Source organism: Streptomyces sp. TBY4 (assembly GCF_024213195.1).
Classification (GTDB): Bacteria; Actinomycetota; Actinomycetes; order Streptomycetales; family Streptomycetaceae; genus Streptomyces.
Map to the genome: position 1 here is coordinate 497,796 of NZ_JANAVF010000004.1, position 21,682 is coordinate 519,477.

Here is a 21,682-nt window from a genome sequence, read left to right on the forward strand (position 1 = left end):
GCGGCCCCGTCGGCCCCCGGTGCCCCGGGCCGCCGGGCCCCTCTCCCTTGAGCGGGAATTCGCACCGACTACGAGGAAACCAATCACATGAGCGGGCTAATTGTCCCCCCAGGCCAGGGGCGAAAACTGGTCACCAAGGCCCAGGACGTGACCTTCAAGGTCACCGCGGCGGACGGCTCTTCCCTCTCGGTCTTCGAAGTGATCGTGCCGCCGGGCTTCGACGTCGGCGCGCACACGCACGCCCATTCCCAGGAGTTCTTCTACGTCCTGGAAGGGGAGCTGGAACTCCTGGCGTTCGAGCCCGCCGAACGCACGACGGACAGCTGGAGCACCTGGGAATCCACCGCGGGGGACAAGGCCGTACGCGCCACCGCCGGCGCCTGCATGTTCGTCCCCCCGAACACCCCGCACGCATTCCGCAACGCCTCCGACAAGCCGGCGCGCATGCTCTTCCAGAGCTACCCCTCGCCCCATCACGAGACCTATTTCGAGGAGATCATCGAGATCCTCTCCTCCGGCCCCTCGGTGGACATCGAGGCCATCCGGGCGATGCGCGAGCGCAATGACGTCCACCAGATCACGCCACTGCGCTTCGAACCGCCCGCCCTTCCCGAGCTCCGGTCCGCGACCGACCGCACGGCCTGACGAGAGGTGCCCACCATGGACAGGATTCCCCTCGTTCACGCGAGTCTGGGAGAGAAGGAACTGGCCGCCGTCGCCGAGGTGTTCTCCTCGGGCTGGCCGGCCGGCCAGGGCCCCCAGGGCAAGGCGCTGGAGGCCCAGCTCGTCGAGCGCTACGGGGTCGGTGACGCCGTCTCGCTCAGCAACTGCGGCGCCGCGCTCCACCTGGCGGTGCTCGCCCTCGGTGTCGAGCCCGGCGACGAGGTGATCGTCGCCGACTACACCTTCCCGGCCCCCGCCCACGCGGTGCGCTACGTCGACGCCGTCCCCGTCTTCGCCGACGTGCGCGCCGACACCGGCACCGTGGACCCGCAGGCGGTGGAGAGCCTGATCGGGCCGCGCACCGTCGGCATCATCGCGGTGGACACGGTCGGCCTGCCCGCCGACTACGCCGAGCTGAACGCGATCGCGGACCGCCACGGACTGTTCGTGGTCGAGGACGCCGCCTGCTCGGTCGGCGCCACCTACCAGGGCCGCCAGGCCGGCACGCTGGCACCGGTGGCCTGCCTCTCCTTCCACGGACGCAAGGGGGCCAGCAGCGGCGAGGGCGGCGCGCTGCTCTCCGCCGATCCCGTGATCGGGCAGGACGCGCGGCTGCGGTCCTCCTTCGGTATCGGCAGCATCTTCGATCAGTCGCGGATCGTCGGACTGCCGATCCCCGAGTTCACCGACATCGGCTACAACTACAAGATGTCCGACATCGCCGCCGCGATCCTGCGCGTGCAGATGGACCGGATCGACGAACTCCTGCTCCGCCGGAGCGAGATCGCCTCCCTGTACGGCGAACTCCTCGCGCAGGAGGAGCTCGTGACGCTCCCGCACGTGCCCGCGGACCGCACCCACGCCTGGCAGTCCTACATGGTCACCCTGGACCCGCGCGTCGACCGCGCCGGACTCGCCGCCGCGCTGCGCGCCCAGGACATCGGCTGCGGGCACGGCACTTGGGCGACCCACGTGCAGCCGGTGTACCAGTCCAAGCGCAAGTGCCCGGTCTCGGCCGACCTCTTCCGGCGCAACCTGGCCATTCCGATGCACGCCGAGCTGAGCGGGGCGCAGGTCGAGCGGGTCGTGAACGTCCTGCGGACCGAGCTGCGCACCCACGCGCGCGGCCGCTGACCCCTCCCCGGCGCGGCGGCAGGAACCGACTGCTGCCGCGCCGTCCCGTGAACCTGTGTGGTGAGGAGTGCTGGTGCTTACGGTCTCCCTTGTCGGCGCGGGGCCGCGCGGTTTCGCGGTCCTGGAGCGGCTCTGTGCCGGCGAGCGTAAATCCCCGTCCCACCGAGCGGTGACCGTGCACGTCGTGGAGCCGCACGCGCCGGGCCCCGGACGGGTGTGGCGCACCGAGCAGCCCCGCGAGCTGCTGATGAACACGGTGGCCTCGCAGGTCACCGTCTACACCGACCACAGCGTCCTGATGGACGGCCCCGTGGAGGAGGGCCCCAGCCTGTACGAGTGGGCGGCCGGTCTCGCCCGCACCGCCGAAGGGCCCGGGGCGCGTGACCGCTTCCCCGCTGCGACCCTGGAGGAGGCGCGCCGGCTGGGGCCGGACGACTACCCCACCCGCGCGTTCTACGGCGCCTACCTCGAGGACGCCTTCCGCGCGGTGGCCGCGGCCGCGCCCGGGCACGTCACCATCGTCGAGCACCGCACCCGGGCCGTGGCCCTGACCGACGAGGCCGGGTACGGAGGTCCGCAGACCCTGGAGCTGGCCGACGGCACCCGGCTCACCGGCCTGGACGCCGTCGTCCTCTCCCTGGGCCACGTGCCGGCCCGGCCCACCCGGGTCGAGAGCGCGCTCGCGCGGGCCGCCGCCGCGCACGGGCTGACGTACATCGCGCCCGCCAACCCCGCGGACGTGGACCTGTCCGTGGTGGCGCCGGGTGAGACGGTCTTCGTCCGGGGCCTCGGGCTGAACTGCTTCGACGTGCTCGCGCTGCTCACCGGGGGCCGCGGCGGCACCTTCGCCCGCGAGGGGGAGGCGCTGCGCTACCTGCCCTCGGGCCGGGAGCCGAGGATCTTCGCCGGGTCCCGGCGCGGAGTGCCGTACCACGCGCGCGGCGAGAACCAGAAGGGCCCCTACGAGCGCCACGAGCCGCGGCTGCTCACCCCGCGGGCCATCGACCGGATGCACCGGCGGGCGGCCGGGCCGTCACCGAGCGCCCCTACCGGCTCCTCGACGCCGCCGGCCGGGCCCACCCGCGCCGGTTCGCCTACGGCGTGCCCACCGAGGCCGTGCACTGGGTGACGGCCGCCGGCAGTCGCCCCGGGGTCAACTCCCAGACGCTCGGCGACGCGGACGCCATCGCCTGCGCCGTGCTCGCGCTGACCCCCGCCCACGCCGGTCCGCCCGGACGGTGCCGGCACTCTCCCACCGACCCCGTCGAGGTGAACGCATGACGACCGACCACCACCGGGGCGCCACGGCGCCGGCCGGGTACGGCCCCGACGCCGGGCTGCTGTCCCCGGTCCGGGCCGGCACGCCCGCCGAGGCCGCCACCTCCGACCTGGCCTGGCTGCAGGCCGTGCTCGACGCCGAGGCGGCCCTCGCCCGCGCCCAGGCCAGGACCGGCAGCGTGCCCGCCGGGGCGGCCGCCGCCATCACCCGGGCGGCCCGGGCCGAGGACCTCGACGTGCGCGCCCTCGCGGTGCTCGCGCGGGAGACCGCGAACCCGGTGGTCGGGCTGGTCCGGGAGCTCACCCGGCTGGTCGCCGCCGCATCACCGGAAGCCGCCGAGTTCGTCCACCACGGCTCCACCAGCCAGGACGTCTTCGACACCGGTGCCATGCTGGTCGCCGACCGCACGCTGCGGCTGATCCGCGCGGACCTGGACCGGGCCGCCGAAGCCCTGGCGGTCCTCGCCGCCCGGCACCGGGACACCGCCATGGCGGGCCGCACCCTCGCCCTGCACGCCGTACCCACCACCTTCGGCCTGAAGGCGGCCGGCTGGCGCAGGCTCCTGCTCGACGCCCGGGACCGGGTGGCCGCCGTACTCGACGGAGGACTGCCCGTATCGCTCGGCGGGGCCGCCGGCACCCTCGCCGGGTACCTGGAGTTCGCCCCGCCCGGGTCGGACCGCGGACACGATTACGCGGACCGGCTCCTGGACGCCTACGCCGCCGAGACCGGACTGGCCCGCCCGCCGCTGCCGTGGCACGCGCTGCGCACCCCGATGGCCGATCTCGCCGCCGCCCTGGCGTTCGTCACGGGCGCCCTCGGCAAGATCGCCGTGGACGTGCAGTCACTGACCCGGACCGAGGTCGGAGAGGTCTCCGAGCCCGCGGTGGAGGGGCGCGGCGCGTCCTCGGCGATGCCGCACAAACGCAACCCCGTCCTCGCCACCCTGATCCGCAGTGCCGCGCTCCAAGTGCCGCTCCTGGCAGCGGGGGTGACGCAGTGTCTGGTCTGTGAGGACGAGCGTTCGGCCGGGGTGTGGCACGCCGAGTGGCAGCTGCTGCGCGAGTGCCTGCGGCTGGCCGGCGGGGCGGCGCACACCGCCGTGGAACTGGCCGAGGGGCTGGTCGTACGGCCCGAACGGATGCGGGAGAACCTGACATTGACGGGGAGCCAAGTGGTGTCGGAGAGGATGTCCGCCGTCCTGGCGCCGCGCCTGGGCAAGGCCGAGGCGAAGGAGCTGCTCGCCCGGGCCTCGGCCGAGGCGGAGCGCACGGCAGGCTCGCTCGCCGAGATCCTGGGCGCCCTGCCCAAGGTGAAACGGCACCTGACGGACGCCCAGATCGTCTGGCTGCTGGATCCGGAGGGCTACACCGGCGCCGCGCCGGCCCTCGTGGACCAGGAGCTGGCCGGCGCTTCCTGGCGTCCGGAGACCCCGTGACGGCGAGTTCCGGCCAGCGTGCCGGAGCCGGTCCACTCCGGTCCGGGACCGTCCTCCCGGTGAAATGGCCAGGCTAAAGGCGCGGGTGAATGGTCTGGGCTAAAGGGGTTTCGGGGAACGCAAGTCACCGCCAAGCCAGTAGCAAGCGCCCTGCGCGATGTTGAGGGTATGCCCATTCTCTGCAAGCCTTCGGTGAGCGTGCCGGAACACATCATCACGATGGAAGACACTCTGGCATTCGCCAGGGAGGCGCACGCGGGAAAGCCGCAGCTTCCGCTGGCCCTTCGACTGATTGAGAACACGGGGGTGCGGAAGCGGCACCTGGTCCAGCCGATCGAAAAGACGCTGAGCCACCCCGGTTTCCGGGAGCGCAATCGCATCTACGAGCTGGAATCGAAGAAGCGGTGCCCGGAAGTCATAGAAAAGGCCCTGGAGAACGCGGGTCTGGTGGCGACGGACATCGACGCGATCATCTACGTCTCGTGCACCGGGTTCATGATGCCCTCGCTCACCGCGTGGCTGATCAACGAGATGGGGTTCCGCTACGACACGCGGCAGCTCCCCATCGCGCAGCTCGGCTGCGCCGCGGGTGGTGCGGCGATCAACCGCGCTCACGACTTCTGCGTGGCGCACCCCGAGAGCAACGTCCTGATCGTCTCCTGCGAGCTGTGCTCGCTGTGCTACCAGCCCACGGCCGACGACGTCGGCTCGCTGCTGTCGGACGGGCTGTTCGGTGACGCGGTCGCGGCCGCGGTGGTGCGGGGCAGCGGTGGCGCGGGCGTGCTGCTGGAGCGCAACGCCTCCTACCTCATTCCGAACACCGAGGACTGGATCTCGTACTCCGTCCGGGACACCGGATTCCACTTCCAGCTCGACCGCCGGGTCCCCGGAACGATGGAGCCGATCGCTCCGGTCCTGGGCGACCTGGCCTCGCGGCACGGCTGGGACATCGGCGGTCTGGATTTCTACATCATCCACGCCGGAGGCCCGCGCATCCTGGACGATCTCGCCAAATTCCTCCACGTGGACCGCACGGTCTTCCGCCACAGCTGGTCCACGCTGACCGAATACGGGAACATCGCCAGCGCGGTCGTGTTCGACGCCCTTCGCCGGCAGTTCGAGGAAGCCGAGCGCCTGCAGGCGGGCTCCACCGGCGTGATCGCCGGATTCGGTCCGGGAATCACCGCGGAAATGGTCCTGGGGAGCTGGGTTCCGGCCGCCCCGCGGCCCGTCGGAGCGCACCCGGCCGCCCGGTCGGTGCCGCGTCAGCTCTCGGGAAGCATGGTGGGGACCGCATGAGCAACGGCCGGCCGACGTCCGATCGGATCATGCGGCTCATCACCGGGTACTGGGCGACCGGAATCCTCGGTACGGCGGCGACCCATTCCCTGTTCACGCACCTGGAGGAGGGCGCGACCTCGCCCGCCGGGCTGGCCGGCCGCGCCGGGATCTCCGAGCGGGGCGCCCGGGCCCTCCTCGACGGCCTGGTCGGCATCGGCCTCGTCGAGGTGGACGCGGAGGGCTACCGCAACACGGCCGAGGCCTCCGCCTTCCTGGTGGAGGGCCGCGCCGAATCCCTCAGCGGGTTCGCCCGGCTCAAGATGGGCCACATGGGCAGCCTTTCGGTGCTGCCCGAGGTCGTCCGCGCGGGCGGCCCGCTGACGGACGCCGTGGTGGAGGTGGCCGACAACCCGCACTGGGAACAGCTGGTCCAGGCCATCGCCGCCCAGTCGGTGCCCGTCGCGAAGATCGCCGCAGAGACGCTGCGCCTGGCCGGGGCCGGGGAGATCTCGATCCTCGACATCGGCGGCGGCTCGGGCATCTGCTCGGGCATCTGGCTGGAACTGAATCCCGAGGCGCGCTCGACCCAGCTCGACTGGGAGCCGATCAACTCGATCGCCCGCCGGCTTCTCACCGAGCGGGGCGTGGGTGACCGCGTCCGCTACGTCGACGGGGACTTCCACACCACCGGCTTCGGCGACTCCGCGCACGACATCGTGATGTACTCCAACATCGCCCACCAGGAAGGGCCGGAGGACAACATCGCGATCTTCGCCAAGGCGCGCAGTGCCCTGAAACCGGGCGGCACGCTGGTCGTCTCCGACTACATCGTCGAGGACGACCGCAGCGGCCCCGCCTTCGCGCTGACCTTCGCCTCGGAAATGCTGCTCAAGAGCAGGCACGGGGGAACCTGGAGCCGGGCCGATTACCACGCCTGGCTCACCAAGGCGGGCTTCGGTGAAATCACCTTCCAGGGCACGCCTTCGCCGACCACGTTGATCTTCGCGCGGTAGTCGGCGGCCCTAATGCGGAGCGCCGGTCGGAGGGGAAGCGGAATGGCCCCCGGCCCGGCGCTCCGAGCGTGATCAGTGACGGGCCCCGGGCATATGTCATCCGGCTGGCTGATGTTCAACTCACCAGATTTTTTACGGGGGTTGTCATTCTTGATCGCCATGCTGGATCCTTCCTGGTGCAGAGGTGGCGACTCTCGTCATCCGGCCGAGGCCGGGACGTACGCATCTTTCGGGGGAGCTTGATGAGTACAGAGGCAGTGAACGAAGAAATTGATTTCGGTGAGTTGACCGCGGACCTCAGGGGCGGCGGTAGGCGTGGTCAGGACAATGTCGTCGGACAGCGTTTGGGAGGCAGCAGCAGGGGAACACGGAGCGTCGCCGAGCTGGAACGGGAAGTACGGGAACTCCGGCAGGCGAACGAGACGCTGAAGATGTACTTCACCATGGCGCTGGAGCTCGACCTCCAGTCCCCGCCCCCCGCCGCCGTCTTCGAGATGGCCCGCGAACGGGCCGGTGCGCACGCCGTCGCGCCCCGGCCCCCCGCACCGCGGCCGCACGGCGGAGTCCGGTGGGCGCAGGAGGATCCGGAGGAGGCCCGGGACGCACCGCCGGCCAAGGTGGAGTTCCGGGTGCTGGGCCCGATCGAGGCGACCATCGGCGGACGGCACGTGGACCTCGGGGCCACGAAGCAGCGCGCGGCCCTCACCCTGCTGGTCAGCCAGGTGGGCCAGCCCGTCTCGGTCGACGTGCTCGTGGAAGCGCTCTGGGACGGCCAGCCGCCGCAGTCGGCGATCTCCTCGCTGCACGCCTACATCGCCAACCTGCGCCGGGTGCTGGAGCCGGACCGCGCACCGCGCAAGCCCGCGAAGGTGCTGCGCACCCGGGGCCGTGGGTACTTACTCGACAACGGTGTCGTCGACGTGGACGCCCACCGGTTCGGCACCTGCGCGACCGCAGGCTGGCAGGCCCTGGACCGGTGCGACCCGCAGAAGGCCCTCGACGAGTTCGAGGCCGGGCTCGCCCTGTGGCGGGGCGGGGCGTACGCGGAAGTCTCCGACGCCACCCACGTGTCGCCCGAGGTCGTACGCCTGGAAGAACTGCGGCTCTCGGTGGTCGAGGGCCGCTGCGCTGCACTGATCGCCGTCGGCGCCCACGAGGTGGCCGTCTCGGAACTCGCGGGCTTCACCCAGGCCCACCCGCTCCGCGAGTACGGCTGTGAACTCTTCAGCCTGGCCCTGTACCGGGCCGGGCGGCAGGCCGACGCGCTGTCGGTGCTGCGGATCCACCAGCGGCGGATGGCCGAGGACCTGGGCATCTCCTCGAGCCCCGCGCTCCAGCGCCTGGAGGTCGAGATCCTGCGCCAGGCCCCGACCCTGGACTGACCCGGCACCACCCCTCCTACCCCTGGGCGCCCAGCCCGCCCCGCGCCCTGCGCCGTCCCGTCCGGCGGCGCAGGGCGCGGGCCGTGGGGAGCAGGGTGCACAGGGCCGAGAGCACGGCGCAGACACCGGCGACCGCACCCATCGCCGCCCAGGGGACGACCACCGGCGAGTCCACGCCGAGGACCGCGAGGGCCGCGCGCATGGCCGCCAGGTTGACCGCGGTGACCGCCGTCCCGAGGAGGGCGCCGACCGTGACCGCGAGCAGGGATTCGGCCGCCGTCACGGCGAGCACCTGGCCGCGGGTGGCTCCCGCCAGCCGCAGCAGGCGCAGGTCGCCGGCCCGGTCGGAGGTGGCCATCAGCAGGGTGTTGGCCAGCGCGATCGCCGTGTAGAGCAGGGCGATGCCCAGGACCAGGACGAAGCCGAGCACCGTGAAGCGGTTCGTGCGCGGGTGCGTCGCCGTCACCCACTCCTCCTTGGTGAGGGCCGTGGCCCCGTACCGGGCCGCCTCCTCGCGGACCGCGGCGGCCGCGGACGCGGGAGCCCGGACCTCGATCCGCGAGACCTTCGCACCGGGCGCGTTGCGCGGGGTGACGTAGGCCCCGTTGTCGCCGGTGCCCGTCCGCATCACGGCCACGATCCGCAGCCGGACGGCGGTGCCGTCCGCCAGCCACAGCGGTACCCGGTCGCCGACCCGGTGCTGCCACCACTCCTCCGTGACGATGATCCCGTCGTCGTCCAGGTCCGCCACCGAGCCCGCCGCCACCGGGAGCCGCGAGACCGCCGCCAGCGCCGCCGGGTCGACCCCGAAGGCCTCCGTCGGCACCTTCACGAACCCCTCCTCCAGCACCGTCAGCCGGGTGTCGGCCACCGCGAGGGCGCTCGCCCCCGGGATCGCGGCGACCCCCTCAGCGAGCTCCGCGGAGCCCGCCGCCCGCCCGCCGGTCAGTACGTAGTCCGCCCCGGTCCGGGCACGCGACTCCACCGTCTTCGCCTCCTTCAGGGTGGAGGCCGAGCCCAGCAGCGATCCGGTCAGCGCCACCATCACCAGCACCGGGGCCGCCACCGCGGCCGTCCGGCGGATCCCGGCGGAGGCGTTCGCCCGCACCAGCCGGCCCGCGTAGGAGGTCAGCCGGACCGGAACCCACATCAGCAGCCGCAGCACCGGCCGTACGAGCACCGGCGCCAGCAGCCCGCACGCGGAGATCAGCAGCATCGGCTGCACGGTGTACGTCTTGCGCTTGAGCAGTGCGCCCGGGTCCGACCCGAGCTGCCACCCCACGAGGGCGACCGCGCACAGCAGCAGTCCGCCCCCGGCCACCCAGCGCCCCGGAGTCATGGGCCGCTCGTCGGTCACGTCCTCGCGCAGCGCCTCCAGCGGAGCGACCCGGCCCGCCCGCCGGGACGCGGCGTACGCACCCGACAGCGCGACCAGCACGCCCGTCCAGAACGCCGTGTGCAGCGGCCAGCTCTGGTCCCCGATCGCGTACCCGGCGGGCGCCAGCCCCTGCGTCACCGTCCAGCGGGCCATCAGCGGCGCACCCTCCCGGCCCAGGAGGATCCCGGCCGCCGACCCGGCCAGCCCGACGGCCGCCGCCTCCGTCATCACCAGCCGCCGCAGCTGCCCCGGCGTCGACCCGGCCAGCCGCAGCAGCCCCAGCTCGCGCCGCCGCGCGGCCACGGCGTACGAGAAGGTCGACGCCACGACGAAGGCCGCCACGAACGAGCTCACCCCGCCCGCGGTGCCCAGCATGGAGTTGAGGGCCACCACCTCGGCCCCGGCCGGCAGCGCCGCCGAGGCGGCGAGCCCCAGCCCCATGACCGTCATCAGCGCGACCCCCAGGGCCACGGCGACGAACGTTCCCACCTGTGTCATCCAGCGCCGCCGCAGCGACTTCAACGCGATCTTCAGCATGGTTCCCAGCCAACCGGCCGCGCGGCCCCCGGTCAGCGGGGCAGGGGCGACTCCCGGGGGTAGGGCCAGCCCTACCGCGCCGCCCGCGCCCGCCGCCTACCGTGGAGCCCATGCCGCGCTCCCTCCCCCTCCCCACCCCGGGCCGCTACCTGCGCTCCGCCCGGCCCTGGCGCGCCGCCGGCTACCTGCTCACCGGCGGCATCACCGGCGCCTTCGCCTTCATCGTGCTGACCCTGCTCGCCGTGTCCGGGACGGTGCTCGCCGTCGTCCTGGTCGGGCTCCCGCTGCTCGCCGCGCTCGCGCTGGCCGGCGTACCGTTCGCGGCGGTGGAGCGCCGCCGGCTGCGGCTGTACGCGCCCGGGTCCGCGCCGCTGGCCGACCCGCACCGCGATCCGGACCGTACGGGGCTCGCGGCATGGGCCGGCACCCGCTTCCGAGAGCAGGCGACCTGGCGGGAACTGGCGTACGCGGTGCTCACCGCCACCCTCCTGTGGCCGCTGGAGCTGCTCGCCGTCGGCACTGCGCTCCTCGTGCCGGCCGACCTCCTTGCGACCCCGGTCCTGCTCGCCCTCGACGGGGAACAGGTCAACCCCCTCAAGATCCACGGCATCACCGGCTACCCCGAGGCCCTGCTGTGCGCTGCCGCCGGCCTGCTGCTCCTCCCGCTCCTCCTCTACGGGCTCGGCGCGGCGGCGGCCGCCCGCGCTGCCCTGGCCCGGCTGATGCTCGGCCCCGGACCGGTCGACCTGGCCGTCAGGGTCACCGAGCTGACCAGCTCCCGGGCCCGGCTGGCGGCCGCCTTCGACGCCGAACGGCGCCGCATCGAAAGGGACTTGCACGACGGTGCGCAGCAGCGGCTCGTCGCGCTGTCCATGACGCTGGGCCTCGCCCGGCTCGACGCCCCGCCCGGCAGCCCGCTCGCCGCCCAGCTCGCCACCGCGCACGCCGAGGCCGGGGCGGCGCTGACCTCGCTGCGCGAGCTCGTCCACGGCATCCACCCCCAGGTGCTGACCGACCGGGGCCTGCCCGACGCCGTCGCCGACATCGCCGACCGCTCGCCGATCCCGGTCGACACCGACTTCGACCTCCCCGGCCGGCTGTCCGAACAGGCCGAGTCCGCCGGGTACTTCTTCGTCAGCGAGGCCCTGGCCAACGCGGCCCGGCACAGCGGCGCGGACCGGATCACCGTCACCGGCCGGCACGACGGGACCCGCCTCACGGTGGAGGTGGCCGACGACGGCATCGGCGGCGCCGACGCCGGGCGGGGGAGCGGGCTGACGGGGCTCGCCGACCGGGTGTCCGTCGTGGACGGCAGACTGACCCTGACCAGTCCTCCCGGAGGTCCGACCCTGCTGCGTGTGGAGATCCCTTGCGTTCCGAAGGCACCGAAGTCCCCGAAGGCACCGAAAGCCCTGTAGACCCGGCAGGCCCCCCGACGGGTCTGCGCGTGGTCCTCGCCGAGGACTCCGTCCTGCTCCGCGAGGGCCTCGTCGGCCTGCTCGCCCGCTTCGGCCACCGCACGGTGGCGGCCGTCGGCGACGCCGCCGCCCTCGAAGCCGCCGTCGCCGAGCACCGGCCGGACATCGTCGTCACCGACGTGCGGATGCCCCCGGACCACACCGACGAGGGACTGCGGGCGGCCGTGCGGCTGCGCGAGGTCCGGCCCGAGCTGCCCGTCCTGGTCCTCTCCCAGTACGTGCAGCGCTCGTACGCCGCCGAGCTGCTCGACTCCGGCGACGGGACGGCCGTCGGGTACCTGCTCAAGGACCGCGTCGGGCAGGTGGAGGAGTTCCGCGACGCCGTCGCCCGGGTGGCGGCCGGCGGGACCGTGGTCGACCCCGAGGTGGTGCGACGGCTCATCAGCCGCCGGCGCGACCCCCTGGAGCGGCTGACGGCCCGCGAGCGGGAGGTCCTGGCCCTGGTCGCCGAGGGCCACTCCAACGCCGAGGTCTCGCGCCGGCTCACCGTCTCGGAGGCGGCGGTGGGCAAGCACATCGGGAACATCCTGATGAAGCTCGACCTGCCGCCGGCGCAGGAGTCCCACCGCCGGGTCCTTGCCGTCCTGGCCTACCTGCGCGGCTGAGATCATGATTTTGCGCTGATTTGGAACTTTCCGGGGGAAAGACACATCAGGACTAGGGGGAGCCCAGTCCCTTCTGTCCCACCGGGGGGCAGTCATGACCGTTCGGAGCGAAGTTCGTGCACCAGGACCCGCAGCGTCCGCGGCCCGATGACCAGCCGTACCAGTCCCACCCGCCGTACCAGCCGCCCCCGCCGTACCGGCAGGACCAGCCCTACCAGTCCTACCAGCAGGATCAGTCCCACCAGCCCTACCGGCAGGACCAGCAGGACCAGCCGTACGTCCCCCCGCACATACCCGAGCCCCCGCGGCCCTCCCGCCGGACCCGCTCCCGCCGCGTGCTGTGGACCAGCGCGGCCCTCGCCTTCGTGCTCCTCCTCGCCGGCGGCGGCTTCGCCGCCTGGAAGCTGGACTGGTTCTCCGGCAACGGCTCCTCGGTGAGCTTCGGCGGCACCCCGCCCGCGGGCGACCAGGGCGCGGCGCGGGGCAACCCGGGCCAGGTCCCCGCGAGCCCGTCCGCGCCGGCCGGGGACCCGGACGTACAGCTGCCGGCCGGCCCGGCCTCCGAGTTCAAGCAGACCACCAAGCTCGACGACGGCACGATCATCGCCAAGACCCGGCTCAAGGGCGCGAAGTCCGGCTTCGAGGGCGACGTCTGGGTGTGGACGCCGAAGGAGTACGGCGAGGCGAAGTACGCCAAGAGCGGCTTCCCGGTGCTCATCGCGCTCCCCGGCGGCAACGGATTCCCGGCCAACTACTGGTCCGACCGCAGCCTCGGCCTCCAGAAGGCCATCAGCGAGGGCGTCCAGGCCGGCACCAGCCTGCCGTTCATCGTGGTCATGCCGGTGCTCAACCCCGACACGAAGTACTACTACGACGGCTCGGACATCCCCGGTCAGCCCAAGATGGGCACCTGGATCGCCGAGGACGTCCCGGACTTCACCCGCGCCAATTTCCGTACGTACAAGTCCCGCGACGGCTGGGCCTTCATGGGCTCCTCCTCCGGGGCCTTCGTCGGCATGAAGCAGGTCCTCCAGCACCCGGACCGGTTCAAGGCCGTGATCGCCAGCGGCGGCGAGATCGTCCCGGACTCCCCGCTCTGGAAGGGCCACCAGGCGGAGATGGACGCGAACAACCCCGAGAAGCTCGCCCAGAAGCTGATCGACAAGGGCGGTCCGGAGGTCTACATCAACTTCCAGGTCGGCACCAAGGAGAGCGGCAAGGACCGCATGCTGCAGTTCCAGCAGAAGTACGGCAAGGGCCCGGTCAAGACGACCATCCGGGACATCCAGAACGGCGAGCACAACGGCTGGCACTACGTGCGCGGCATGAAGGAGGGCTCGCTGGAATGGATCAGCAAGGTGCTGAAGGGCCCGAAGCCCGCGGCGGGCTGACCCGCGTGGTCCTCGCCACGTCCGCCGGTCCCAGGCAACCCATCCGGTCGTTCATACCTCTGTTATGGATGTGAGGGGGGACCAATCGGTCCAACCAGCGCCCCCGCCGGGCGCCGGAGAAGGAACGGGAACGATCCGTGCACCAAGACCTGCAGGGTGACAGGGCCGCCTCCACCGGGGACGCCCCTGCCACCGCCGAAGCCGCCGCCCCGGCCGGGGACCGCCGCCCCGCGCGGCGTCGCCTGCGCCTGATCCTGATCAGCGGGGGACTCGGGCTCACCCTCCTGGCGGGCGGCGGCGCGGCCGCGTACCACTACGGCCTCTTCTCGGACATAGGCGATCCCGTCTCCTTCGGGAAGCCCCCGGCCGCGGCGGCCGCCGCCTCCGACCAGGGGACCGGCGTCCGCATGCCGACCGGGCCGAAGGCCGAGTTCGTCCGGACCTCCCGGCTGCCCGACGGCACGCAGATCGCCAAGACCACCCTGACGGGCCAGAAGTCCGGATTCACGGGCGACGTCTGGGTGTGGGTGCCGAAGGAGTACGACGACCCGGCCTACGCCGACAGCGCCTTCCCGGTCCTGATCTCCCTGCCCGGCGGCCGCGGCTACCCCACGAACTACTGGGGGACGGGCCCCGGCCTCGGCCTCCAGCAGGCCGTGAGCGACGGGGTGAAGACCGGGAAGAGCCTGCCCTTCGTCCTGGTCATGCCGGTGATCAACGCCGACACCAAGCACCACTTCGACGGCTCGGACATCCCGGGACAGCCCAAGATGGGCACCTGGATGGCCGAAGACGTCCCGGATTTCGCGAAGGCCAATTTCCGGACCTTCACCTCCCGCGACGGGTGGGGCTTCATGGGCTCCTCGTCGGGCGGGTTCGGCGCCCTCAAGCACGTCCTGAAGCACCCCGACCGCTTCAAGGCGGCCATCGCGAGCGGGGTCGACACCGCCCCCGATTCCCCGCTGTGGAAGGGGAACCAGCAGGCCATGGACGAGAACAACCCCGAGAAGCTCGCCGCGAAGCTGATCGCCTCGGGCGGCCCCGACGTCTACGTGAACTTCCAGATCGGCACCGCGGAAACCGGCCGCGAAAAGGCCGAGCAGTTCATGAAGGAGTACGGCAAGGGTCCCGTGCACACCAAGCTGCAGGTGATCCAGGATGGTGAGCACAACGGGAAGTCGTACGTACGCGGGATGAGGGAGGGCGCACTGGAGTGGATCAGCAAGGTGATGTCCGCACCCACCCCGAAGCCCCGGCCGGCCCCGAGCGGCGGCGCGAGCAGCGCCGCCCCGCAGTGAGCCCCGGGCTCAAGGGGATCGCCGCGACGGCCGCCCTCGTGGGGGTCGCCGCGCTGCTCGCCGTGGTGTTCGCCAGGGACTCCGGCGGCTACGAGAACCGGGCCGCGCTCGCGTTCCCCACCGTCGGCGTCCTCATGGCGGGCGGCGAGCACTGGTGCACGGCCAGCGTCGTCGACAGCCCGCAGGGCAACGTCGTCGCGACCGCCGCGCACTGCGTGGCCCCGGCCGGCGAGGACGGGCGGCCGGGCGAGGCCGCGCACGACGGGCTGGCCATCGGCGAGCTCGCCTTCGCCCCCGCCTTCTCCGGGGAGGGCGCCGGAAAGCAGCCGCTCGGGGTGTGGAAGGTGAGCTCCGTCCAGGTCGACGAGCGCTGGACGAAGTGGGGCGAGGACACCGCCGACTTCGCCTTCCTCAGCGTCGAGCCGGACGCGGACGGGCGCAGCCTGCAGGAGGTCGTCGGAAGCGGGGAGGCCCCGAAGCCCGTCTGGACCTCCGGCTACGAGCGGGAGGTGACCGTCGTCGGCTACCCGGAATCCGAGCACAACCCCGAGAACAAGCCCGTCGCCTGTACGACGCAGAGCCGGCACGACGAGGACGACCCCGCCATGCTCTACATCCAGTGCTCGGGCTTCTGGACCGGGACGAGCGGCAGCCCGTGGATCGCCGACCGCGGCGGGCCGGGACGGCCGGGGCAGCTCATCGGGGTGCTGAGCGGCGGGGACACGGACGTGGACTCCACGGCCGCCCTGTTCGACGACCGGGCGAAGGCCCTCTACGAGCGGGCGGCGAAGCAGGCGGGCTGAAGCCCGCGGTCCGGGGCTCCCGGTCCGGGACGCGTCAGCCGGGGCGCTCGGTGCTCACGATCACGCACACCGCCGCCACGACGATCGCGCCGCCGAGCAGGATCGGCCAGGTCAGGGCCTCGTCGAGGATGAGCCACCCGAGGGCGACGGCCACGACCGGATTCACGTAGGCGTAGGTGGCCACCAGCGAGAGCGGGGCCGCCCGCAGCAGCCAGACGTACGCGGTGAAACCGACGAGCGAGCCGAACAGCACGAGGTAGCCCAGCGCCACCCAGGACGCGGTGGAGTACGAGCCGGGGTCCAGCCCGTGCTGCTCGCCGCGGCACAGCCCGACCACGATCCCGCCGGCCCCGCCCACGAGCATCTGGTACGCGCTGCCGGTGAAGGGGTTCGGGGGCAGGGTCAGCTTCGCCGCCGAGAAGGAGCCGAGCGACCAGCACACCGAGCCGGCCAGCACCAGGAGCACCCCGCCGAGCGCGATCTCGCCGCCGAACCCCGGGCCGGCCAGGACGGCGAGCCCGCCGAGCCCCAGCAGCACCCCGGCCAGGGTGCGGGGGGAGGGGCGGTCGCCGGAGCCGGCGCGCAGCAGGACCAGCCACATGGGTACGGCGGCCACCAGGAGGGCGGCGAGCCCGGAGGGCACCGAGGTCTCCCCGAGGACGACGAAGCCGTTGCCGCCGAGGACCAGCAGCAGCCCGACCACGACGGCGGAGCGCACCTGGGCGCGGGTGGCCCTGAGGGCGGCCGGGCCGTCCCGCCAGGCGACGAGCCCGGCCAGGAGCAGTCCGGCGGTGAGGAAGCGGGCCCCGGCGGAGAGGAACGGGGGCATGGTCTCGACGACGATCCGGATGCCGAGGTAGGTCGAACCCCAGACGACGTACACGAGGGCGAGGGCGAACCAGACTCGGGCCGTTGAGGTGGGCATGACGCGGAGCCTATGTCGTTGGCCCCCACACCCATCGGGGGGTCCCACGGACCGGGACACTCCGGTCGGGCCCCGGGCGGGCCGCCCGGGGAAGCCCCCGGTCAGCCCGCCGGCGCCGCCAGACCCGTCTTGGCGCCCGCGCCGCAGAGCGGGACGACCGCGGTGCGGCCCTGGAGCGGGGCGTCGGGTGCGGCGGGCCCGACCGCGGCCCAGCAGGCGGCGGCCGTGGGTTCCACGAAGAGCCCGCGCCGGGCCAGGTCGAGCTGGGCCGCGCGGATCTGCTCGTCGGTGACGGTCAGGAAGGTCCCGCCGGACTTGCGGACGGCGGCCAGGATCTGGCGGGCCCGCGGCGGAGCCGGGATCGCGATCCCCTCGGCCAGGGTGGGGAGCTGCGGGACGGCTTCGGCGTCCTCGGCGCCCGCGTGGAAGGCGGAGGCCAGCGGGGCGACGGCCGCCGACTGGACGGCGATCAGCGTCGGCGGGCGGACCCCGCGGCGGGCCAGCTCCTCCACCGCCAGCGCGGCCCCGAGCAGCAGCGTGCCGTTGCCGACCGGGACGACGACCACCTCGGGCAGGTGGCCGCCCATGGCCTCCCAGATCTCGTAGACGTAGGTCTTGGTGCCGTGCAGGAAGTACGGGTTGAAGACGTGGCTGGCGTAGAACACCCCCGGCAGGTCGGCCGCTTCGCGCGCCGCCACCGCCGTCGCCTCGCGTCCGCCCGGCACCACCGTCACGGTCGCGCCGTGCGCGCGCATCTGCTCCGTCTTCTTCGGCGAGGTGCCCTCCGGGACGAACACCTCGCACGGCAGCCCGGCCCGGGCGCAGTAGGCCGCGAAGGCCGTACCGGCGTTGCCGCTGCTGTCCGCCACCACCCGCCGGGGCCCCAGCCGGCGCGCGAGCTCCGTGAGCATCACCGCGCCGCGGTCCTTGAACGACAGGGTGGGCATCAGGAAGTCGAGCTTGGCGTGCACCCGTTCGCCCAGCGGCACCAGCGGGGTGTTCCCCTCGGCCAGCGTCACGGAGAAGGCCCCGGTGAGCGGCAGTGCGGAGCCGTAGCGCCAGAGCGAGTCGGGGCCGGCCGCGGGATCCAGCGCGGCGGCCGGGTCGGGGGCGAAGTCGAGGTCCCAGGGGCCGCTGCAGACGGGGCAGCACCAGGGAGCCGTCCGGGCGTCGGCGCGGGTGCCGTCGTCGGCGCAGACGTAGCCGGGTAGTGCGTGCGTCATGTGCGGTGAGCCTTTGCTCGTTCATGGCTGAGGTATGGCACGGATGTTACGCGTTCGTTGTCCTCTTGTGGTGGAGCGACTCCGTGGGCCAACCTTTCGTCAGCGGCGCATCGTTGGGCCGAATTGCTTGTCATGTTCATGGCTAAAAGCCATGCCCTGACGACCGGTCCGACGGCCGCGCACCCCCCGCAGCGCACCACCTATGAGGAGGACCCCTCACATGTCCGCGACGCGTCACACCCGCCGGAAGATCACCGGCATCGGAGCGACCGCCACCCTGGCCCTCGCCCTCGGTGCCGCCCTCGCCTTACCCGCCTCGGCGGCCCCGCTCGCCCCGCAGGGCGTCATCGAGAACGCCGGCGCGGAGGGCACCATCTCCGGCAGCTACATCGTGACCCTGAACGACTCCGCCGCCCGCTCCACCGCGGACAGCGGAAAGGCCGTCGCCAAGCGCTACGGCGCGAGGATCGACCGGACCTACAGCGCCGCCCTCAACGGCTACTCCATCGAGGTCTCCGAGGCGCAGGCCAGGAAGCTCGCCGCCGACCCCGCGGTCAAGTCGGTCGTGCAGAACCGGGTGTTCACCGTCGACGCCACCCAGCCCAACCCGCCCTCCTGGGGCCTGGACCGGATCGACCAGGCGGCCCTCCCGCTGAACCAGAGCTACACGTACCCGGACAAGGCCGGTGAGGGCGTCACGGCGTACATCATCGACACGGGTGTCCGTAAGACCCACCAGGACTTCGGCGGCCGCGCCTCCGACGGCTACGACGCCATCGACAACGACAACACCGCCCAGGACGGCCACGGCCACGGCACCCACGTCGCCGGCACCGTCGCGGGCGGCGCGTACGGCGTGGCCAAGAAGGCGAAGATCGTCGGCGTCCGCGTCCTCAACAACCAGGGCTCGGGCACGACCGCCCAGGTCGTCGCGGGCATCGACTGGGTCACCCAGAACGCCGTCAAGCCGGCCGTGGCGAACATGTCGCTCGGCGGCGGCGCGGACTCCGCGCTCGACACCGCCGTGCGCAACTCCATAGCCAGCGGCATCACCTACGCCGTCGCGGCGGGCAACGAGACGGCCAACGCCTCCACCAAGTCCCCGGCGCGCGTCACCGAGGCGATCACGGTCGGCGCCACCACCAACACGGACGCCAAGGCCAGCTACTCCAACTTCGGCACCGTCCTCGACCTCTTCGCCCCGGGCTCCTCGATCACCTCCACGTGGGGCACGGGCGACACCGCCACCAACACCATCTCCGGCACCTCGATGGCCTCCCCGCACGTCGCGGGCGCAGCCGCCCTCTACCTCGCGGACAACCCGGGCAGCACCCCGGCCCAGATCTCCGCGGGCCTCGTCGCCGCCGCCACCCCGAACGTGGTGACCAGCCCCGGCACCGGCTCCCCGAACCGCCTCCTGCGCGTCGGCACCGGCACCACCCCGCCGAACCCGGGCACCCGCTTCGAGAACACCGCCGACTACGCGATCGCCGACAACTCCACCGTCGACTCGCCGCTCACCGTCAGCGGGATCTCCGGCAACGCCCCGGCCGCGCTGAGCGTCTCGGTCGACATCAAGCACACCTACATCGGTGACCTGAAGGTCGACCTCGTCGCCCCCGACGGCACCCTGTACAACCTGCACAACCGCACCGGCGGCAGCGCGGACAACATCATCAAGACCGTCACGGTCAACGCCTCCTCCGAGGTGGCCAACGGAGTGTGGAAGCTCCGGGTCAACGACAACGCGAACATCGACACCGGCAAGATCGACTCCTGGGCACTCCAGTTCTGACCCAGGCGCGACGATGACGCGATGACGCGATGAACCCGGCGGGGGCGGCCGTTTCGACGGCCGCCCCCGCTGCGTACCCTTCGCGCATACGTTCGCCCGCTTCCTGGAGCCCCGTGAGCACACAGCCCCCGCCGCCGAGCCCGCCGCCGACTCCGCCGCCGCCCCCGACCGCCAAGCTGCTCGTCGTCTGGGGGCTGGCGGTCTCGCTCGTGATGGTCCTCGTCGCCGCCCTCGTGGTTCCCGTGCTCGGACGGGTCGCGGACGTGTTCGAGGAGCGGAGCGGTTCCCGACGGGCGGCGCAGCTCCGCGAGGACGTGGCGGGCACCCCCGTCGACCCCTCCGAACTGCGCCTCGGGCACTGCTTCAACGTGGCCGGCGGAGACCTGCTCGCCGAGGCGCCCCTCGTGTACCGGGTCGACTGCACCGAGGTCCACGACGCGGAGGTCACCTCCGCGGCCTCCGTGAGCGAGCCGGAGTTCCCCGGGGCGGAGCAGATGAGGAGCACGGCCGAGAAGGACTGCTGGACCGCGCAGCACGCCTACGCGATGGACACCTGGGCCGTGCCGGCGTACGCGGAGCTCTACTACTTCGCCCCCTCGCGCGGCAGCTGGAGCGACGGGGACCGGCGGATCGTGTGCGTGATCGGCACCGCGGACCGGGAGCACCGCGGCAGCCTGCGCAAGGACGCCGGCACGCTGACGGCCGAACAGGTCGCCTTCCTGCGCGTGATGAACAGGGTGGACACGGTCCTGGGCGAGGTGCCCGACGGGGAGGTGGAGGACCGGCTGCCCTGGTACATGTCCTGGGCCTCGGAGATGGACCGGGCGCTGGGCGCCGAGTCGCAGCTGCTCGACACGGCGATGGGGCGGCCGGAACTGGCCGGCCCGGCCGGGGTGCAGCGGGAGCGGCTGGACGTCGCGCGGAGCGAGTGGCGGCGGGCCGGGCGGGCGAAGAGCGCGAAGGAGTTCCTGGACGCGTGGGGCCGGGCGGACGCCGCGCTGCCGGTCGAGGTCGAGAAGGCACTGCGCGGGGCGTACGGGCTGTCGGCGCGGGTGCCCGAGTGGCGCGAAGGGGCCGGGGGCGGCGGCTCGACCGCCCCCTCGCGGCGTCCTTCCCGGGAGTCCGCGTAACGCGTGGGACGCGTGGGTTTGAGTGACCTGCCTTCATCACTTCGGGTGAAACTCTGGCCCTTGCTTGCGATGTACAACCGTCGGTTGCCAGGGTGTAGCTGTCTGTCAACCTGATGGGAGTGGCCTGTGACTTTCGGCGAGCAGCCGGCCTATCTGCGCGTCGCCGGGGATCTGCGACGGAAGATCGTCGATGGGTCCCTGCCTCCGCACGCCCGGCTCCCTTCGCAGGCCCGGATCCGTGAGGAGTACGGGGTCTCCGACACGGTGGCCCTGGAGGCGCGCAAGGTCCTCATGGCGGAGGGCCTGGTCGAGGGCCGGTCCGGATCCGGCACGTACGTACGCGAACAACCCGTCCCGCGGCGCGTCGCCCGCTCCGGCTACCGCACCGGCGGGGCCTCGACCCCCTTCCGGCAGGAGCAGGCGGAGGCGGGCGCCCGCGGCACCTGGGACTCCAGCAGCGAACAGGCCGCCGCCCCGGCGGACATCGCGAAACGGCTCGGCATCGAGCCGGGCGAGCGGGTGATGCGGACGCGGTACGTCTTCCGCGACGCGGGCGAGGCGATGATGCTGTCGACCTCCTGGGAGCCGCTCTCGGTGACCGGCCGGAGCCCGGTGATGCTGCCGGAGGAAGGCCCGCTGGGCGGTTCCGGGGTGGTCGACCGGATGGCCGCGATCGACGTGGTCGTGGACAACGTGGTCGAGGAGGTCGGCGCGCGGCCGGGCCTGGCGGAGGAGAACATGCAGCTCGGCGGTGTGCCGGGCCATGTGGTCCTGGTGATCGGCCGCACCTACTTCGCGTCCGGCCGCGCAGTGGAAACGGCAGACGTGGTCATCCCGGCCGACCGCTACCGCCTCGCCTACCACCTACCGGTGAGGTGACCCCGAACCTCCCGCAGCTCCCTGCGCGGTGCCGCGCTCCCGGCCGGGTC

General features: G+C 72.8%; 18 protein-coding genes and 1 pseudogene. 16 read left to right on the forward strand and 3 right to left on the reverse strand.

Annotation, left to right across the window (positions count from 1 at the left end; genetic code table 11):
- Positions 1–87: 87 nt before the first annotated feature.
- The 8 genes and pseudogenes from NLX94_RS13055 to NLX94_RS13085 all read left to right on the forward strand — a co-directional run bounded on the left by NLX94_RS13055 (position 88) and on the right by NLX94_RS13085 (position 8,190).
- Entirely contained in the window at positions 88–645 is a 558-nt protein-coding gene (locus NLX94_RS13055; protein ID WP_254382838.1) for a cupin domain-containing protein, read from the forward strand.
- Between the two features lie 15 nt (positions 646–660).
- The gene (locus NLX94_RS13060) at positions 661–1,797 is read left to right on the forward strand and encodes a DegT/DnrJ/EryC1/StrS aminotransferase family protein (RefSeq protein ID WP_254382839.1); all 1,137 of its coding nucleotides are present in this window, start codon (positions 661–663) and stop codon (positions 1,795–1,797) included.
- 67 nt (positions 1,798–1,864) lie between these two features.
- A pseudogene (locus NLX94_RS13065) lies at positions 1,865–2,818 on the forward strand (FAD/NAD(P)-binding protein); the annotation flags it as partial.
- 80 nt (positions 2,819–2,898) lie between these two features.
- Positions 2,899–3,078, forward strand: a complete 180-nt coding sequence (locus NLX94_RS39335; protein WP_308402420.1) for a hypothetical protein — start codon at positions 2,899–2,901, stop codon at positions 3,076–3,078.
- Positions 3,075–4,514, forward strand: coding sequence for a 3-carboxy-cis,cis-muconate cycloisomerase (gene pcaB, locus NLX94_RS13070; protein ID WP_254382840.1), 1,440 nt, complete (start codon positions 3,075–3,077; stop codon positions 4,512–4,514). Before NLX94_RS39335 ends, pcaB begins: the two co-directional genes overlap by 4 nt.
- 168 nt (positions 4,515–4,682) lie before the next feature.
- Complete coding sequence (locus NLX94_RS13075) at positions 4,683–5,813, forward strand: type III polyketide synthase (RefSeq protein WP_254382841.1); 1,131 nt, start codon at positions 4,683–4,685, stop codon at positions 5,811–5,813.
- A 29-nt stretch (positions 5,814–5,842) separates the two neighbouring features.
- A complete protein-coding gene (locus tag NLX94_RS13080) occupies positions 5,843–6,808 on the forward strand; it encodes a class I SAM-dependent methyltransferase (protein ID WP_254382842.1) in 966 nt (321 codons plus the stop codon).
- Between the two features lie 344 nt (positions 6,809–7,152).
- Positions 7,153–8,190: an AfsR/SARP family transcriptional regulator gene (locus NLX94_RS13085; RefSeq protein WP_254382843.1), complete on the forward strand. Its 1,038-nt coding sequence runs from the start codon at positions 7,153–7,155 to the stop codon at positions 8,188–8,190.
- A 16-nt stretch (positions 8,191–8,206) separates the two neighbouring features.
- On the opposite strand, the gene NLX94_RS13090 is transcribed toward NLX94_RS13085, so the two are convergent.
- Positions 8,207–10,105, reverse strand: coding sequence for an ABC transporter permease (locus tag NLX94_RS13090; protein WP_254382844.1), 1,899 nt, complete (start codon positions 10,103–10,105; stop codon positions 8,207–8,209).
- A 110-nt stretch (positions 10,106–10,215) separates the two neighbouring features.
- Here NLX94_RS13090 and NLX94_RS13095 point away from each other — a divergent pair, with 110 nt between their 5' ends.
- From NLX94_RS13095 to NLX94_RS13115, 5 genes are all read left to right on the forward strand, one after another.
- Entirely contained in the window at positions 10,216–11,523 is a 1,308-nt protein-coding gene (locus NLX94_RS13095; protein WP_254382845.1) for a sensor histidine kinase, read from the forward strand.
- Positions 11,524–11,552: 29 nt separating this feature from the next.
- Positions 11,553–12,188 carry a response regulator transcription factor gene (locus NLX94_RS13100; RefSeq protein ID WP_308402421.1) on the forward strand — a complete coding sequence of 212 codons (636 nt, stop codon included), beginning with the start codon at positions 11,553–11,555 and terminating at the stop codon, positions 12,186–12,188.
- A 116-nt stretch (positions 12,189–12,304) separates the two neighbouring features.
- Positions 12,305–13,579: an alpha/beta hydrolase gene (locus tag NLX94_RS13105; protein WP_374683939.1), complete on the forward strand. Its 1,275-nt coding sequence runs from the start codon at positions 12,305–12,307 to the stop codon at positions 13,577–13,579.
- 257 nt (positions 13,580–13,836) lie between these two features.
- Complete coding sequence (locus NLX94_RS13110) at positions 13,837–14,877, forward strand: alpha/beta hydrolase (RefSeq protein WP_374683944.1); 1,041 nt, start codon at positions 13,837–13,839, stop codon at positions 14,875–14,877.
- Positions 14,793–15,680, forward strand: a complete 888-nt coding sequence (locus NLX94_RS13115; protein WP_254382847.1) for a serine protease — start codon at positions 14,793–14,795, stop codon at positions 15,678–15,680. The genes NLX94_RS13110 and NLX94_RS13115 overlap by 85 nt, the downstream gene beginning before the upstream one ends.
- Before the next feature lie 34 nt (positions 15,681–15,714).
- Here NLX94_RS13115 and NLX94_RS13120 read toward each other — a convergent pair whose 3' ends face one another.
- Entirely contained in the window at positions 15,715–16,605 is an 891-nt protein-coding gene (locus NLX94_RS13120; RefSeq protein WP_254382848.1) for an EamA family transporter, read from the reverse strand.
- Positions 16,606–16,706: 101 nt separating this feature from the next.
- Positions 16,707–17,828 (reverse strand): threonine synthase, encoded by a 1,122-nt coding sequence (locus NLX94_RS13125; RefSeq protein ID WP_254382849.1) that lies wholly within the window; start codon positions 17,826–17,828, stop codon positions 16,707–16,709.
- 220 nt (positions 17,829–18,048) lie between these two features.
- Here NLX94_RS13125 and NLX94_RS13130 point away from each other — a divergent pair, with 220 nt between their 5' ends.
- The 3 genes from NLX94_RS13130 to NLX94_RS13140 all read left to right on the forward strand — a co-directional run bounded on the left by NLX94_RS13130 (position 18,049) and on the right by NLX94_RS13140 (position 21,632).
- The gene (locus NLX94_RS13130) at positions 18,049–19,623 is read left to right on the forward strand and encodes a S8 family peptidase (protein ID WP_254382850.1); all 1,575 of its coding nucleotides are present in this window, start codon (positions 18,049–18,051) and stop codon (positions 19,621–19,623) included.
- Positions 19,624–19,736: 113 nt separating this feature from the next.
- A complete protein-coding gene (locus tag NLX94_RS13135) occupies positions 19,737–20,753 on the forward strand; it encodes a septum formation family protein (protein WP_254382851.1) in 1,017 nt (338 codons plus the stop codon).
- 126 nt (positions 20,754–20,879) lie between these two features.
- On the forward strand, positions 20,880–21,632 hold the full coding sequence (locus NLX94_RS13140; RefSeq protein ID WP_254382852.1) for a GntR family transcriptional regulator: 753 nt from the start codon (positions 20,880–20,882) through the stop codon (positions 21,630–21,632).
- The last annotated feature ends 50 nt before the right edge of the window (positions 21,633–21,682 follow it).

Coding starts and splice junctions, on each gene's coding strand:
- NLX94_RS13125 (WP_254382849.1), bottom strand. CDS start 17,828: ATGACGCACGCACTACCCGGCTACGTCTGCGCCGACGACGGCACCCGC.
- NLX94_RS13090 (WP_254382844.1), bottom strand. CDS start 10,105: ATGCTGAAGATCGCGTTGAAGTCGCTGCGGCGGCGCTGGATGACACAG.
- NLX94_RS13055 (WP_254382838.1), top strand. CDS start 88: ATGAGCGGGCTAATTGTCCCCCCAGGCCAGGGGCGAAAACTGGTCACC.
- NLX94_RS13060 (WP_254382839.1), top strand. CDS start 661: ATGGACAGGATTCCCCTCGTTCACGCGAGTCTGGGAGAGAAGGAACTG.
- pcaB (WP_254382840.1), top strand. CDS start 3,075: ATGACGACCGACCACCACCGGGGCGCCACGGCGCCGGCCGGGTACGGC.
- NLX94_RS13120 (WP_254382848.1), bottom strand. CDS start 16,605: ATGCCCACCTCAACGGCCCGAGTCTGGTTCGCCCTCGCCCTCGTGTAC.
- NLX94_RS13075 (WP_254382841.1), top strand. CDS start 4,683: ATGCCCATTCTCTGCAAGCCTTCGGTGAGCGTGCCGGAACACATCATC.
- NLX94_RS13080 (WP_254382842.1), top strand. CDS start 5,843: ATGCGGCTCATCACCGGGTACTGGGCGACCGGAATCCTCGGTACGGCG.
- NLX94_RS13095 (WP_254382845.1), top strand. CDS start 10,216: ATGCCGCGCTCCCTCCCCCTCCCCACCCCGGGCCGCTACCTGCGCTCC.
- NLX94_RS13130 (WP_254382850.1), top strand. CDS start 18,049: ATGTCCGCGACGCGTCACACCCGCCGGAAGATCACCGGCATCGGAGCG.